Source organism: Saccharothrix espanaensis DSM 44229 (assembly GCF_000328705.1).
GTDB lineage: Bacteria > Actinomycetota > Actinomycetes > Mycobacteriales > Pseudonocardiaceae > Actinosynnema > Actinosynnema espanaense.
Genome location: NC_019673.1, coordinates 5,079,100 through 5,094,401, shown reverse-complemented (window position 1 = coordinate 5,094,401; position 15,302 = coordinate 5,079,100). Strand labels below are relative to the sequence as shown.

The 15,302-nt window shown below is 72.7% G+C and carries 10 protein-coding genes; 2 read left to right on the top strand and 8 right to left on the bottom strand.

Annotation, left to right across the window (positions count from 1 at the left end):
• Window positions 1-92 precede the first annotated feature (92 nt).
• The 4 genes from BN6_RS22400 to BN6_RS22385 form a co-directional block, all read right to left on the bottom strand.
• Entirely contained in the window at window positions 93-503 is a 411-nt protein-coding gene (locus tag BN6_RS22400) for a DUF3224 domain-containing protein (RefSeq protein ID WP_015102018.1), read from the bottom strand.
• 39 nt (window positions 504-542) lie between these two features.
• Window positions 543-908 carry a VOC family protein gene (locus BN6_RS22395; RefSeq protein WP_015102017.1) on the bottom strand — a complete coding sequence of 122 codons (366 nt, stop codon included), beginning with the start codon at window positions 906-908 and terminating at the stop codon, window positions 543-545.
• 73 nt (window positions 909-981) lie between these two features.
• Window positions 982-1,794, bottom strand: a complete 813-nt coding sequence (locus tag BN6_RS22390) for a Crp/Fnr family transcriptional regulator (protein WP_015102016.1) — start codon at window positions 1,792-1,794, stop codon at window positions 982-984.
• A gap of 133 nt (window positions 1,795-1,927) precedes the next feature.
• Window positions 1,928-3,430 carry a class I adenylate-forming enzyme family protein gene (locus BN6_RS22385; RefSeq protein WP_015102015.1) on the bottom strand — a complete coding sequence of 501 codons (1,503 nt, stop codon included), beginning with the start codon at window positions 3,428-3,430 and terminating at the stop codon, window positions 1,928-1,930.
• 239 nt (window positions 3,431-3,669) lie between these two features.
• Between BN6_RS22385 and BN6_RS22380 the strand changes: the two genes are divergently transcribed.
• Entirely contained in the window at window positions 3,670-4,209 is a 540-nt protein-coding gene (locus tag BN6_RS22380) for a DUF1697 domain-containing protein (RefSeq protein ID WP_041313647.1), read from the top strand.
• Between the two features lie 37 nt (window positions 4,210-4,246).
• Here BN6_RS22380 and fabD read toward each other — a convergent pair whose 3' ends face one another.
• From fabD to BN6_RS22360, 4 genes are read right to left on the bottom strand one after another with little or no spacing between them, the layout of a single operon-like run.
• Window positions 4,247-6,472: an ACP S-malonyltransferase gene (fabD, locus tag BN6_RS22375; RefSeq protein WP_015102013.1), complete on the bottom strand. Its 2,226-nt coding sequence runs from the start codon at window positions 6,470-6,472 to the stop codon at window positions 4,247-4,249.
• A gap of 1 nt (window position 6,473) precedes the next feature.
• On the bottom strand, window positions 6,474-7,229 hold the full coding sequence (locus tag BN6_RS22370; RefSeq protein ID WP_041317707.1) for an enoyl-CoA hydratase-related protein: 756 nt from the start codon (window positions 7,227-7,229) through the stop codon (window positions 6,474-6,476).
• Window positions 7,229-8,467 (bottom strand): hydroxymethylglutaryl-CoA synthase family protein, encoded by a 1,239-nt coding sequence (locus BN6_RS22365; RefSeq protein ID WP_015102011.1) that lies wholly within the window; start codon window positions 8,465-8,467, stop codon window positions 7,229-7,231. Before BN6_RS22365 ends, BN6_RS22370 begins: the two co-directional genes overlap by 1 nt.
• Window positions 8,460-9,353: a DUF6039 family protein gene (locus BN6_RS22360; protein ID WP_041317703.1), complete on the bottom strand. Its 894-nt coding sequence runs from the start codon at window positions 9,351-9,353 to the stop codon at window positions 8,460-8,462. Before BN6_RS22360 ends, BN6_RS22365 begins: the two co-directional genes overlap by 8 nt.
• 198 nt (window positions 9,354-9,551) lie before the next feature.
• Between BN6_RS22360 and BN6_RS22355 the strand changes: the two genes are divergently transcribed.
• The gene (locus tag BN6_RS22355; protein ID WP_148302965.1) at window positions 9,552-15,284 is read left to right on the top strand and encodes an SDR family NAD(P)-dependent oxidoreductase; all 5,733 of its coding nucleotides are present in this window, start codon (window positions 9,552-9,554) and stop codon (window positions 15,282-15,284) included.
• Window positions 15,285-15,302 lie beyond the last annotated feature (18 nt).

Here is a 15,302-nt window from a genome sequence, read left to right as displayed (position 1 = left end):
TCGGCGCGACCGGGAAAGCAGAACCCCGCGACCTTGTGTCCATTGTGGACAATGATCGCGGGGTTCGCCGAAATCGTCGTGGAGGACCGCGGTCAGGCGATCTCGTCGAGGATCTCGTAGGTCAGGGTGAACGTGTGACCGCCCTCCGGCAGCTTGCGCATGGTGGCGGTGCCCTGGATCCCGGCGAGGTCGTCGGTGCCCGTGCCCGGCACGATGTGCCACTCCGCGCCCCCCTCGTCGCTGATCAGGCCGACCGCCTGGTGCTGGAGGACGAACGTGCCCTTGTTGCCGTTGACGGCCACGTCCAACCGCTCGTGGCCCACGTAGCCCGCGCCGCCCTGGCCGTACGCGAAGAGGAACTGCGCGCGGCTGGTGCCTTCCAGCTCGCCGCTGAACGTCTTCGTCACGCTCGCGCGTGAGAACTTCATGCCGTCAGGGGATTCCTGCCACTCGTCCTCGTCCCACGAGTCCAGGGTAAAGGATGCCGTTGCGGTGTTGCTCACGATGTCTCTTCTCTTTCCGTGGAACGGACTCCGGCGCCTTCAGTCCCACACCGAGGCGCAGAACGGGTGCCCGGCGGGGTCGAGGTAGACCCGCCACTTCGCCCCGTCCGGCTGGTCCGCGGGCTTCGTCGCACCCAGGGCCAGCAGCTCGGCCTCGGCCTTGTCGAGGTCCTCGACGGCCAGGTCCAGGTGCAGCTGCTGGGGAACGGTCTGGGCCGGCCACTCCGGAGCCCGGTAGTCGTCCACCCGCTGCATCGCGAGCGCGACGCCGTCGCCGTTGGCGAGGAAGGCGCCCTTCTCCGACACGTGCACCGGGTCCAGCCCGGCGGCGTCCCGGTAGAAATCCACCAACTCCGCGATATTCGCGCAGTCGAGGGTCACCGCGGCCCAGCGACCGACAGCCATTCATCCCCCTGGGAGGTGAGGTCTATTGATGAGCATGTAATTTCCGGGCGGAATTGTAGCAATGCGCCGCAGCCTAGCCAAGGCGCTCGATCGTCGACGTCCCCAGCCTGCTCGCGGGTCGCCGGCCGGGGTGGCGGAGGTCGTAGTGGGACTGGTTCGCCACCGACCGGCACTCCTGCTCGGGCACCGCCGGCGTGGTCAGGGCGGCTTCCAGGTCGCGCTCCACGTACGCGGCCAGCGCCTCCTCCCGCACCAGCATGAAGCCGCCGGGCAGCGGGTCGAGGAGCCGGTTCTCCCGGAAGTTCTTCAGGAACAGCCCGACCCGCGACCGGGTCGTGCCGACCATGCTCGACAGGTCCTCCTGGGTCAGCCGGATGTCGATGTAGACCCCGGTCGGCGCCCTCCTGCCGAGCTTGCGCGCGATGCGCAGCAGGGTGGCCGCGAGCCGGTGCTCGCTGTCCATGGTGACCAGTTGGGTGATGGTCAGCTGCTGGTCGAGCATCCGACTCATCAGGAAGTGGGTGAAATGGCGGTTCATCAGCTCGTCTTCGGCCAGGATGGCCAACAGCTTCGCGTAGTTGATCTGGCGCAGCACGCTGTGCTTCATCGCGATCGCGGTCTCCTGGCGCGGGCCGTCGAGAAGACCGAGTTCGCCGAACGTGTCGCGCGGTGTGTGGATGGAGAGCAGGCACTGCTTGCCGTCCGCCGCCGTGGTCATGGTCTTGAGCTGACCGACCTCGACGATGTACATGCGCTGGTCGCGGTCGCCGGAATTGTAGACGGTCCCGCCTTTGGGAACGTGCGTCCGGTTGGCCAGCGTCGGTTCCCGCGCCAACGCGGTGCTGAGCCGACTACAGAATTCGTGGACACCAGTTGAAGTGCTCAACCAGCCCCCCTAAGGCAGTGATGTCGAAGCCTGTCGGCGATGTGTGTTCACTATTTCCATCGTACCCGGAGCCTGTCGCGTTGCGATCCGAAAATCCATGACCCGGCAATCTTTATGGGGCCATCCGGTTTTCTTATTCCCCGCCGTATGGAGTATTGCGCGCCAGGGTCCGGCGCAACTCGAACTTCAGCACCTTGCCGGTGCCGCCGCGGGGCAGTGCCGGCAACCGGTGGATCCTGGCCGGGACCTGGTGGGGCTCCAGCCGGCGGGCGAGGAACCCGAGCAGCTCCGCGTCGTCCGCGGTGCCGTCGAGGACCACGACCGCGGTCACCGCCTGCCCCCGCTCCTCGTCGGGCAGGCCGATCACGGTCGCCTCGCGCACGGCCGGGTGCTCGTAGACCGCCGCCTCCACCTCCAGCGACGACACCAGCCGCCCGGACGTCGTGATGGCGTCCACCTTGCGGTCGAACAGGAACAGCTCGCCGTCCTCGGTGGCCCGCCCCAGGTCCCGGGTGCGGGTCCAGCCACCGGCGTGCACCTTCTCGTTGAGCCCCGGGTCGAGGTAGAGCCTCTTGGGCGCCTCGCTGCGCAGCCAGATCTCGCCCAGCTCGCCGGTGGGCACGGGATCGCCGTGCTCGTCCACCACCACCATCTCGGTGCCCCGGCCCACCCGGCCCACCGACATCGGCCGGTCCGGGTCGACCGTGCCCAGCATGATGGCAGGTACCGCCTCGGATTGGGCATAGGCACTGTTGATGACCGCATTCGGCATCGCTCGCAGCAGCTCCCGGGCGATGCGCGGCGGCATCGGCGCGGAGGCGTTGCCGATGCTCTTGACGCTGCTCAGGTCGTAGCGCTCGTGCGGGCGGATGGCCATCAGCCGGATTGCCGTCCACGGCGTGAGGATGACCGTGCCGCAGCCGTGCTCGGCCACCAGGCGGGCCAACTCCTCGGGGTCGTCGGGTGAACAGACGATCAACGGTGACGGCGTGGTGGTGGCCAGCACCGCCACGGTCGTCGAGCTCGACGTGGTGCCCATGGGCATCGGGGCCAGCAGCGGCGCGGTGTCGTCCAAGGTGCCCAGCGCGGCCGACCCGCGCCCGTAGGTGGGCGTGCCGTGCGGGTTGGTGAACGGCTTCGCGGGCCCGGTGGTGCCGGAGGTGTAGAGGATGTCGGCGATGTCGACGGGCCGGATGTCCACCTCGGGCGCGGAGTGGTCCCCGGAGTCCAGGTCGGCGGTGGTCAGCGACCAGCGGTCCGCCGTGCCCTCCCAGGTGATGGGCGCGCCGTGGATCACGCCGACGACCTCGCACTGGGCGAAACGGCGTTCCAGTTCCGCCACCGGCAGCGAGTCGTTGACGTGCATCGCGGTCGCACCCGCCTTGAGCACGCCGAAGTAGGCGATCGCGTAGTCGATCCAGTCGTCGCCGCTGTAGAGCAGGGCGACCCGCACGCCCCGGCCCCTCCCGCCGATGCGCGCCAGCAGGCCGTGCGCCACCGCGTTGGAGCGGGCGTCCCAGTCCCCGTAGGTGATCGTGCGCAACCCCCGGACGTTGATGGCTTCGCGCGCGGGCAACTGCTCGGCCCGCAGGCGCAGCAGGTCGGGCACGACGAGTGCGGAGGTGGGAACGCTCATGGGGTCTCCTCGGTCCGGGGAGTCACGTGCGACCGGGAGGACGGGTTCGTCGGCGGCGGCGTCGCCCGACATCGGGTGTCGCGTCCGCTGTCCACTGGTGCCACCAGGTCCCCCTCCCTCGGCCGCCAACTGGCTGCTGACACGGTTTCTACGTCCGCCCGGGTGGCGTGGTCTGCTCAGAGTTGAGCGGCCGGCCGGGTTCGACCGGTGCGGCCGGAGCTGTGGTTATGATCTGCGCCATGACGCGCTTCGTCGCACTCCTCCGGGCCGTGAACATCGGCGGCGGCAGCTCCATGGCGATGGTCGAACTGCGCCAGGTGCTGGCCGACAGCGGGTTCTCCGACGTGCAGACCTACATCCAGAGCGGCAACGTCGTGCTCGACGCGGACACCGACGACGAAGCCGAGGTGGTGGCGCGGATCCGGCGCGGGATCTCGGACAAGTGGGGCAAGGACGTCCCGGTGCTGGTGCGCTCGCACGACGAGATGAAGGCGATCGTCGCCGCCAACCCGTACCTCGACGTCGAGGACGACCTGACCAAGCTGCACGTCACGTTCCTCGACGCGGTGCCCGCCGCCGACAAGGCGGCCGCGCTGGTCCCGCCCCCGGGTGAAACGGGCGTGCTGACCCTGCTCGGCCGCGAGATCTTCTTGCACGTTCCTGGCGGTTACGGCCGCACCAAGCTGCAGAACGTGTTCGTGGAGCGGAAGACCGGCACGGTGAGCACGACCCGCAACTGGAAGTCCGTGCTCAAGCTGACCGAGCTGGTCGCCGGCTAACGGCCCGACCCGGCGCGGTCGGGTCGCATCGGGTCGGCTAGCGGCCCGGTCCGGTGCGCGACATCAGCTCCTCGGCGATCAGGTCGGGGTGCCGGGCCCGCCAGTGCGCGAGCGGCGTGCCGGCGGCGAAACCGTTGAACGCGCCCACGTCCGGGCCGCTGGGCACCCGGTAGTTCAGGCGCTGCCCGGCGACGCCCGCGAGCGCCGCCGCCGTGGCCTCCCGGCAGTAGGCGGCGAACACCAGCGCCAGGCGGTGCCGGTCGTCCCGGGCGCGCACCCCCAGCCCGGACCACACTTCGTCCAGTGGCCGCCCGAAGTGCGTGCGCTCCAGCTCGGCGCGGTCGGCGGCCGGGACGTCCTCGATCCGGTCGTGCCTGAGGTAGAGCCGGTACAGGCGTTCGGCACGCGCGGCGTACAACGTGCCCTTGCGCGCGACCGGGGCGCGTCCGCCCAGTTCGAACAGGTCCGGGTCCGGCGCGTCGCGGGTGTCGGCGACGTCCAGCGCGGCCAGCAGGTCCTTGGCGGCGTCCGACGTGGCGGCTTCCGGCGTGGCCTGGTTGACCGTCGTGGTGAGCACGAAGTCCGCGCCCAGCGTGAACGCGGCGGCAACGGCGGACGGCGTTCCGACGCCGGCGACGCCGACGCGCGCCCCGCCCGCCTTGGGCACGGCGGGCAGGACGGCCGGCCAGTCCCGCTCCACGGCGATGTCGGTGGCGACCGGCAGCCCCGCCGCCGCTGACGCGTCCCGTGCGGTGAGGCGACCTTCGGCGACCAGCGCGCGCAGCACGGCGGGGTCGGCGGGCTTGAGGAAGCGGGCGGCGGTGGCCGGGTCCGCGACGCGCACCAGGACCTGGCGCGGGCCGTCGGCGAACCGGAACCGGACGAGGTCGGGGGAGACGCCAGCGTGCGCCCCGGCGACCTCGACGTGCCGGACGCCGTGCGCCAGGTAGAGGTCGGCGATCGCGGGTTCGTCCACACCGGTCGGCCACGCCATGCCGTAGCGGGCGACGTGCCGCAGTTCGTCCAAGGCCCGGCGGACGGCGTCGACGGCGAGCCCTCGGGTGCCATGGAAGCCCAGCAGGCCGGCGTCGGACAGCCGGCGCACCAGGGCGGGCGAGGTGACGCCGTGGTCCAGGGAGCCCGCCAGGCAGGCGTGCCGGACGCCGTAGTCGGCGCGCAGGGCGGCGGAACCGGGCGCTCCGGCGGCCGCCGGCCGGTGCGGGATCACTTCGGGATCGGGTGATCCCGACACTTCGGGGTCGGGTGATTTCCGGAACTCCGACGCCTCCGGGGGCTGCGCGGGCACAGGCGACGAGCGGGGGTGGACGGTCGGTGTGGGAACCGGCGGGGTGTGGGCCAGGGGGATGTGGGCCAGCGGTGTGGGGACCGGTGGAGTGTGGACGGTGGGGGAGTCCGGTGGGGGCAGGACGGGCGCGGCGCGGCGCCACATCTTGGTCAGGACCTCGCCGGGGCCGATCTCGACCGGTTCGGCCACGCCCGCGCGGGCCAGCCGGCACTGGGTGTCCCACCACCGCACCGGCTGGGTGAAGTGGCGGCGCAGGAGGTCGGCGATGGTGTCCCGGTGGTGCGGCTCGGCCGTCACGTTGGCCAGCACTGGGAACGCCGGTGGTGCGAACCGGACCTCGCGCAGCACGTCGGCGAACCGCGCCGCGGCGTCGGCCATGAACCGGGAGTGCGCGGCGATGCTCACCGCCAGCGGAACGCAGCGCCCCGCGCCGAGCCGCCGCACGGCCTCGATCACCGCCCGCACGCCGTCGCGGCTGCCCGCCAGCACCACCTGGTCGGGCAGGTTGTCGTTGGCCAGGTCCACGTCCTCGACCTCGGCCAGCACCGCCTCGACCCGGGCCCTCGGCAGGCCGAGCACGGCGAGCATCGCGCCGCCCCGGGCCTCGCCCATCAGCTCGCCGCGCCGGACCACCAGCCGCAGCGCGGTCTCGAAGTCCAGGCACCCGGCCAGGTGCAGCGCGGCGTACTCGCCCAGGCTGTGCCCGGCGGCGAGGTCGGGCGGCGGGCCGGCCGCCAGCGCCGCGCGGCCGGCCAGCGTGGTCACCGCGAACACGGCCGGCTGCACGTACCGGGTCTTGTCGAGGTACTCGCCGCGCACGTCGGCGCACAGCTCGCGCAGCGGCAGGCCGATCACCCGGTCGGCCACCGCGACCTCGGCCGGGAACCGGTCGAACAGGTCCGCGCCCATGCCCTGCTTCTGCGACCCCTGGCCGGGGAACACCCACGCCCGCGTCATCTCAGCGCTCCCACGGGTAGCGGCCGTGGTGGACGAAAGCCGAGATCCGCCCGCGCACCGCCGGTGACGACATGAGCCGGGAGAACTCGCCGACCGCCCGCGCCTTCGCGCCGTCGTCGATCCCGGAGAACCCGCCGAAGTACCTCTTCGCGTCGCCGACCACCGCCGGGTCGAGCCGGGTCAGCCGGAACACCAACTGCCGCAACGCGACCTCGGGCCGTTCGGTCAGCTCGTCCACGAGGTGGACGCGGTGCGCTTCCCGCGCCGACACGGCCTGGGTGCTCAACGTCGCCGCGTACGCCTTCTGGAAACCGATGCGGCGCACCAGGAACGGCAGCACGCAGCAGGGCAGCAACCCCCACAGCGCTTCCGGCAGCGCGAACGTGCTGCGCTCGGTGGCGTGCACCAGGTCGGCGGCGGCGACCAGCCCGACACCGCCGCCCGCGACCTTCCCGTCCACCTGGGCGACCACCACCCGCGGCACGGTGGTGAAGCGCCGCAACAGGTCGAAGAACGCCGCGCCGCCGTCGGAGGCGTCGTTGTCGGCGGCGGCTGCGAAGTTCATGCCGTCGCTGAACACGCCGTCCCGGCCGCACAGCACGACGACCGGGCGTTCGGTGTCGCGTTCGGCGGCGTCGAGCGCCGCGTGCAGCTCGCCGATCACGACGTCGTCTATGCCGTTGCCCTGGTCCGGTCGGGCCAGGGTGATCCGGGTCAGGCCGGGCTCCCCGGCCACCGTGATCGTCCGCGGTGCCATCAGCTCCACCGGTAGACTCGGTGGAAGTCCTCGATGCGGTCCAGCAGCAGCAGGCCGCGGCCGGCGAAGTGACTGTCCACGATGGACTGGTAGGGCGTGGTGTCGAGCACCGCGTCCCGGGTGCCGAACGCCCGGTCGCCCAGGAACCCGTCCAGGGCCCGGAACTCGGCCACGGTCAGCTCCCGCCGCTCGGCGAGCGCCTTCTCGATCGGGCGGGCCGCCAACCGGTCCCGGGCCCGCTCGGAGACCACCCCGCTGTAGAACTCCGAGCCGCAGCCCGAACCGTAGGAGAACATCCCGACCCGGCGCGCCGCGCCGAAGTCCGCGTGGTCGATCAGCGAGCACAGCGCCAGGTAGAGCGACCCGGAGTACAGGTTGCCGACCTTGGTGGTGTGCAGCAGCGACGGGGCCATCCGCCGGTCGAAGTCCGCGTCGATCGCCGCCCGGTCCCAGCCCTTGGTGCGCCGCAACAACGTGCGGTGCGCACCCTTCACCATGCCCGCGAACGGGATGTGGAAGGCGAGGTAGTCGAACGTGTCCACGATGTCCGCGCCCGCCACCCGCCGCCGGTAGCCCGCGAACGACTGCTCCAGGCAGTTCAGGTACGCCAGCAGCGACAGGTCGGAGTTGACGACGTCGAAGTCCGGCCGGGGCCGCAGGGTGTCCATCACCTCCTGGGTGTGGTAGCCGTTCGCGCCGACGTCGAGCCGCAGCACGGCCGGGTCGCGGCCGACCAGCAGCGCCACCGCGCCCGCGCCCTCCGAGGGCTCCCAGTAGCTGCCCCCGGAGGACGGGCTCGCGATGTCGGTCGAGACGACCAGCGCCCGCGCGTCGGGCACCGGGCTGGCCGCGACCAGCGCCGCCGCGGTCTGCAACGCCGCCGTCCCGCCGTAGCAGGCGTGCTTGACCTCGAACGACCGGCAGGCCGGGCCGAGCCCGAGCTGCTGGTGCACGTAGGTGCTCAGCGGTTTGCCGAAGTCCAACCCGGACTCGGTGGCGACCACCACCAGCTCGATCGAGTCGCGGCGGCCGGGATCGAGGGCGTCGACCAGGGGCTTGGCGGCGTTGACCGCGTTGGTCACCTGGTCCTCGCACGGCAGGTTCACCGAGCGGTGCTCCATCATCAGGTTCGCGAACCGGCTCAGGTCCAGGCCGCCCGCCTCGAACAACGCCCGCACGTCCACCCGGGCCCGGCCCGGGTAGACGTTGACGTCCTCGATCCCGACCGGCTCAGCCATCGCTGTTCGGCGCGTGCGGCAGCAGCAGGGTGTCCTTGATGCTGGCGGGGATGAACAGCTTGTCCCAGGTGCCGCCGCCCTTGGTCTCGTGGATACGCTGCCGCTCGAAGATCTCGGCGGTCATCTCCCGGCCGCGCTCCAGCGCCTGCAACTCGTGGTAGTCCTCGGCGGACTTGAGGTGGATGAGCTGCCACAGGTGGTCCTGCTGGCCCCACGTCTGCTCGTAGAGGGTCGCGGTGACCTTGCCCGCCAGCTTCTCGTTGACGTAGTGCTGCCAGTGCGCGAGGAACATCCGGCCCTCCTCGCGCAGCTCGTACTTCACGTCCGAGGTGCGCACGACGATCGCGCCCGCCGTGGCGGAGTTGAGCCGCAGCTCCGGCGGCTGGCTGAGCTGGGACGACGCGGGCGGCACGAACGTCCCACCGCCGTGGTGGTCGTCGTCATCGTCGTCGTCGTCGTGGTCCATCCCGTGCTGTGGCACCAGGACGTCCTCGTGCAGGCTGCGGTGCAGGAACATCTTGTCCCAGTTGCCGCCGCCCTTGTGCGGCAGCCGGTCGTCGTCGGAGATCCGCCGGAACTCCAGGTCGTGGTCGACCATGTTGAGCAGGATCGCGTAGTCCGCCGGGGTTTTCAGGTGGATGAACCAGTGCAGCCGGTCGCGGACGCCGAACGCCTCCTCGAACGCGAACGACGTGGCGACACCCTCCTGGGACTCGTTGATGTAGCGCAGCAGGTCGACGCTGAACCGGCGGCCCTCGGCCGCGAACTCGTAGGCGAGCTGTCCCACCCGGTGCAGGATGAACCCGGAGTTGGTGGAGTGCAGGACCCGTTCCAGCGGCAGCGACGACTGGTGCAGCGCCTGCGGGGGACCAAGGGTGGTGGTCATCGGCTCTCTCCTCATCGGTTGTCCGCGACGCCCTGGTTGTACGGGCGGGACGCTCGGGGTTTCTGCTCAACACTGAGCCCCCGGAGCAACCGCGTGCGGCTGCTCAGTGTTGAGCGGTTGGCCGGGCGCGGGCTGCCTAGCGTGGTCGTCGGCCGCGATCCGCCGGCCGGACGCCTTCGTCGGACGGGGCAGGTGTTCGTGACGCAACCACTCGCAAACCCGCGTGCGGTCGTGCTGTCGGCCGCCGGGCACGAACGGCTGCGCCGCTGCGCCGAGCGCCTGCGCGACCACCTCGCCGGCCCGGCCGAGCCGCCCGCGCTGACCGACGTCGCCTACACCTCGCAGGTCGGCCGGACGCCGCTGGCGCACCGGCTGGCCGTGCGGTGCCACGACCTGCGCGGCCTGCTCGACGGGCTGAGCGCGTTCCTGGCGGACCGGGAGGACGCCTCGGTGGTGCACGGGGTGGTCGTGCCCGGCACGGCCGGTGCCGTGCCGCCCGGCCCCGAACCGGAAACCGACGCGGACGCGGCGGTCGAGTGGGTCGCGGGACGTGCCGTCGACTGGCGGCGGTACTGGCCCGTGCCCGGCCGCCGGGTGCCGCTGCCGACCTACCCGTTCACGGCCGACGCACCGGCCGGCGAGTCGGCGCTGCTGCGCTACCTGGTCCGCGCCTACGCCGAGGAGTCCGGGATCGCGGAGTCGTCGGTCGGCGCGCGGGTGCCGCTGACCGACCAGGGCCTGTCGTCCTTCGTGATCAGCAAGGTGAACGCACGGCTGGAGCGGGACCTCGGCGAACGCTCCCGCACGCTGTTCTTCGAGCACGCCACGCTTGCCGCGGTCGCCGCCGCCCTGGCCGCCCACGGCCACACCGCCCCCGATGACAGCGACCCCGACGACAGCGACCCCGACGACAGCGACCCGACCGCCGTGCGCGAGCCGGCCAGGCCGGTCACCGTGCCGCAACCGGCCGAAGCCCCGGCCCGCCCAACGGAGCCCGCTGCCGGAGGTGGAGAGATCGCCGTTGTCGGGCTCTCCTGCCGGTTCCCGCAGTCGCGGGGGTTGCGGGAGTTCTGGGCGAACCTCGAAGGCGGGCGGGACTGCGTGACGCCGCACCCCGCCGACCGCGCGCGTCCCGGCTGGCCGGTGCACCTGATGGAGGGCGGCTACCTCGACGGCGTCGACCGGTTCGACCCGCTGCTGTTCGGCATCACCCCGCGCGACGCGGCGCTCATGGACCCGCAGGAGCGGCAGTTCCTCGAAGTGACCTGGGAGGCGCTGGAGCACGCCGGCTACCCGCGCACCCGGCTGCGCGACCGGCACCGCTCGTCGGTCGCGGTCTACGCGGGCGCGATGTGGAACGAGTACCCGATCTTCGGCGCGGAGCAGACCCTCCTGGGCTCGCCGCAGGACTCCGGCGCGACGCTGGGCGGCATCGCCAACCGGGTCTCCTACTTCTTCGACCTGCGCGGGCCCAGCCTGACCGTGGACACGATGTGCTCCTCCGCCCTGGTCGCGCTGGACCTCGCGGTCGGCTGCCTGCGGCGCGGCGAGAGCGAGGTGGCCATCGCGGGCGCGGTGAGCCTGTCCCTGCACCCCAACAAGTTCATCCAGCAGAGCCGGATGTCGCTGACCTCGGGCGACCACCGGTGCCGCAGCTTCGGCGCGGGCGGCGACGGGTTCGTGCCGGCCGAGGGCGTGGCCGTGGTCGTGCTCAAGCCGCTGGAACGCGCGCTGGCCGACGGCGACCGCGTGCACGCCGTCATCCGCGGCACGTCCGTCGTGCACGCCGGGCGCACCAACGGTTACATCGTCCCGAGCCCCGCCGCGCAGGCCGACGTGGTGCGCCGCGCGCTGCGTGACGCCCGCACCGAACCGGCCGGGATCGGCTACGTCGAGGCGCACGGCGCGGGCACCGCGCTCGGTGACCCGGTGGAGGTCGACGGCCTGACCCGGGCGTTCGGCGACCTGCCGGCGGGCAGCGTGCCGATCGGCTCGGTGAAGTCGGTCATCGGCCACGCCGAGGCCGCCGCCGGGCTCGCCGGGCTCACCAAGGTCGTGCTGCAACTGCGGCACGGGACGCTCGCGTCCTCCCTGCACGCCGGCGAGCTCAACCCCGGGATCGACTGGGACAGCGTCCCCTTCCGGCTCCAGCGTGATCGCGCCGAGTGGACCGGGCCGAAGGTCGCCGGGATCAGCTCGTTCGGCGCGGGCGGCACCATCGCGCACGCCGTGGTGGCCGCGCCGCCCGCTGTCGTGCCGGCTCCCGCACCGGCCGGGCCGCAGGTCGTGGTGCTCTCGGCGTACGACGCGGACCGGCTCGACGAGATGGTCCAGCGGTTGCTCGCCCACCTGCGCGCCGATGACGCGCCAGGACCGGAGCGGCTGCTGGAAGCGTTGCGGCGGATCGCGTCCGGCGAGTTCGCCGGATCGGCGGCCGACCACGCCACCGCGCTGCTGGCCGGCGGCAGACCGGCGCTCGCGGACATCGCCTTCACCCTCCAAGTCGGGCGGGAACCGTTGCGGCAGCGGCTCGCCGTGGTCGTGGAGGACGTGGCGGAGCTGGGCGAGTGCCTGGCGTCCTACCGCACCGACGCCAGGGTGCTGCTCGGCCGCGCGCCGGCCTCGGTCGACCCGTCGGATGCCCTGCCGGACAACGCTTCGCCCGCCGCCCTCGCGCGGCACTGGGTGGCGGGCGGTCACGTGGACTGGGAGCGGCTGCACGCGCCCGGCCGGGTCGTGGTGGAGCTGCCGACCTACCCGTTCGCCGGGGTCCGGTGCTGGCTCCCGGAGCGTGCGGCGGCCGAAACACCGTTGTACCGCAAGACTTGGACACCGCAACCGGTGCCTGCGGCGGTGGCGAGGAACGGCGTCGTGCTGTGCCTGGGCGGCGACCCGGCCACGGTCGCGGCGCTCGGTGCGACGGCCGTCCGGGACGAGTTCGAGTTGGCCGCCGTACTGGCGCGGACGCCGGACGTGGGCGGACTGGTCTCGTTGCCCGGCGGACCCGGTTGGGAGACCAGGGTCGCGGTGCTGCGCGGGCTGCTGTCCGAACGCCCGCGTGCCGCACTGCGAATCATCCACGTCGCCAGTGACGACGTGCGCACGGCAGGATTCGTGCGTTCGCTCGGCGCGGAGTACGCGCGGGTCGACGCCACGGTCCTGGACACCGACCGCGCCGAAGCGCACCACGAGATCCTGGCCGAGTGGGGGAGCGCCGAACCGTTCGGCGAAGTCCGCTACCGGGGTGGTGTCCGCCACCGGCCGCGCCTGGAAGCGGTGGCCGCGCCCTGGTCGTCACCCGAGTGCGACCCGACCGGCGTCTACCTGGTGACCGGTGGCACGCGGGGCACGGGTGCGCTGGTCGCGGGGCACCTGGTCGAGCGCGGTGCGCGGGCGGTCGCCCTGATCGGCGTGCGCGACTCGGACGACGTGGCGAATGCGTTGCGCGCCAGGGGAGCCAGGGTGCTCCGGCACAGTGGCGGGTTCGCCGGGGTGCAGGGGTTCCTGGACCGGGTGCGGTCGGAGCTCGGACCGTTGCGCGGGGTCGTGCACTGCGCGGGTGTGGCCACGCGGGGCGCGCCGGCGTTCGTGCACAAGGACGTCTCCGACGTGCGGGCGGTGCTCGCGCCGAAGCTCGACGGGTTCGAGACGCTGACGCGGTTGTGCGAGCACGACCGGCTGGACTTCTTCCTGGTGTTCTCCTCGGTGTGCTCCACGGTCCCGTCGCTGGCGGCCGGCGTGAGCGACTACGCGGCGGCGAACATGGCCGTGGACGACCTGGTGCGCGGGCTGATCCGGTCCGGGCGCACCGAGTTCCGGGCCGTGGACTGGCCGCAGTGGGCGCAGACCGGCTCGACCAGCGCGCTGCCCAACCCGTGCGCGCCGGCCGGGATCGGGCCCTTGGACGACGCGGCCGGGCTGCGCGTGGTCGACCGGGTGCTGGCGCTGCCGGTGGGCGACGTGCTACTGCCGTGCCCGCCGTTGGGCGCCGCGCCGGACCTCGACTCCTTGATCACCGCACGCCCCGGCACCCGGCCTCCGGCACCGGACCAGCCCGAACCCGTCGTGCCGGTGCCCGTCGCGGCCGAACCGGTCGCGGAGGGCGCGGTGGCCGGACGGTGGCTGGTCGGGTTGTTCACCGAGGCGCTCGGCATCCCCGAGCGCGACCTCGACCCGTCCGCCGAGTTCGGCGACCTCGGGGTGGACTCGGTGCTGCTCGGCGAGCTGCTGGTGCGCATCGAAGACCGGCTGGGCCGGCCACTGGACCCGGCCACCCTGTTGCTGCACCCGACCTTGGAACGACTCTCCGACCACCTCGGGCTGGACCTCACCACCGACGCCCCCGTTGTGACGGTGCCTGTCGCGTCAGCGCCTATCGCGCCTATCGCGCCTATCGCGCCTGTCGCGCCTGTCGCGCCTGTTGTGGCTCCGGTCGTGACGGCTCCCGCGCGGGCCGTGGTGCCGGCCGTGGACGGGCGGGTGGCGGTCGTCGGGCTGGCGTGCCGGTTCCCCGGTGCCAACGACCCCGCGACGTTCTGGGACAACCTGGCGGGCGGCCGGTCGGCGGTCACCGAGGTGCCCGCGTCCCGGTGGGACGTGGACCGCTGGTGGTCGCCCGAACCCGGCCTGGGCCGCTCGATCAGCAAGTGGGGCGGGTTCGTCGACGACATCGAGTGGTTCGACCCCGGGTACTTCGGCATGGCCGACGACGAGGCCCGGTGCCTCGACCCGGCGATCCGGATGGTGCTGGAGGGCACGGCCGAGTGCCTGGCCGAGTCCGGTCACACCGTGGAGGAGGTGCGGGGGCGACGGGTCGCAGTGGTCGTGGGCGCGCGGCTGTCCGAGTACGGGCGCAGGGTGCCCGCGCGAGCCGACGTGCTGCGCTCCGACCAGAACTTCATCGCGGCCAGGGTCGCGCACCAGTTCGACTTCCGCGGGCCGAACCTGGTCGTGGACAGCGCGTGTTCGTCGTCGCTGGTGGCGGTGCAGGTCGCGTGCCGTAGCCTGCTCGCCGGCGAGTCGGAGCTCGCGGTCGTCGCCGGGGTGGAGGTGCTGCTCGACCACGAGTCGTACCTCGACCTGAGCGCGGCCCGCGCGTTGTCGCCGACCGGGCGGTGCTGGACGTTCGACCAGCGCGCGGACGGGTTCGTGCCCGCCGAGGGCTGTGGGGTGCTGCTGCTCAAGCCGCTGGCCGCGGCGCTCGCGGACGGCGACCGGGTGCACGCGGTGATCGAGTCGGTGGCGGTCAACAACGACGGCCGCACGATGGGCGTCACCACGCCCAACCCCGTGGCGCAGGCCGACGTCGTGCGGCAGGCCCTGGCCACCGCCGGACGTGCGCCGGCCGACGTCGCCATGCTGGAGGCGCACGGCACCGGCACGTTGATCGGCGACCCGATCGAGCTGCGCGCGCTCAACGAGGTGTTCGGCGGGGTGCCCGGCCCGATCGAGATCGGCAGCGTGAAGTCCAACCTGGGCCACCTGCTCAGCGCGGCGGGCATGGCCGGGTTGGTGAAGGTCGTGCTCGCGCTCGAACACGGCCGGATCCCGGCGACCCTGCACTGCGCGACGCCGAACCCGAGGTTCGACTTCGCCCGCTCGCCGTTGCGCCCGACCACCGCGCCGACCGACTGGCCCGCCGGGCGGGACCGGGTCGCGGGGGTCAGCTCGTTCGGCCTCGGTGGCACGAACGCCCACCTGGTCGCCAGCGCGGCCCCGCCGCACACGCCGGTCCGCGCCCCGCTGGCCCGGCCGGTCTTCCACCGCAAGCGGCTGTGGCTCGACGCCGGGCCGGCACCGCAACCGCCTGCCGCGTCGGGAAGTCCGGCTGCGCCGGACCCGGGTGGTGCGCCCGTACCGCCGGCTGACGAACGGGGTGCGCCGCCGCTGGTCGCCTCGTTGATGCGGTTCGACCTCGTGACCCGTGACTGACCACCCCGCAGACCGGAA

Excerpts from the sequence above, each read along its gene's own strand:
- BN6_RS22395 (WP_015102017.1), bottom strand. The coding sequence starts at position 908 with ATGGCTGTCGGTCGCTGGGCCGCGGTGACCCTCGACTGCGCGAATATC.
- BN6_RS22385 (WP_015102015.1), bottom strand. The coding sequence starts at position 3,430 with ATGAGCGTTCCCACCTCCGCACTCGTCGTGCCCGACCTGCTGCGCCTG.
- BN6_RS22380 (WP_041313647.1), top strand. The coding sequence starts at position 3,670 with ATGACGCGCTTCGTCGCACTCCTCCGGGCCGTGAACATCGGCGGCGGC.
- fabD (WP_015102013.1), bottom strand. The coding sequence starts at position 6,472 with ATGACGCGGGCGTGGGTGTTCCCCGGCCAGGGGTCGCAGAAGCAGGGC.
- BN6_RS22370 (WP_041317707.1), bottom strand. The coding sequence starts at position 7,229 with ATGGCACCGCGGACGATCACGGTGGCCGGGGAGCCCGGCCTGACCCGG.
- BN6_RS22365 (WP_015102011.1), bottom strand. The coding sequence starts at position 8,467 with ATGGCTGAGCCGGTCGGGATCGAGGACGTCAACGTCTACCCGGGCCGG.
- BN6_RS22360 (WP_041317703.1), bottom strand. The coding sequence starts at position 9,353 with ATGACCACCACCCTTGGTCCCCCGCAGGCGCTGCACCAGTCGTCGCTG.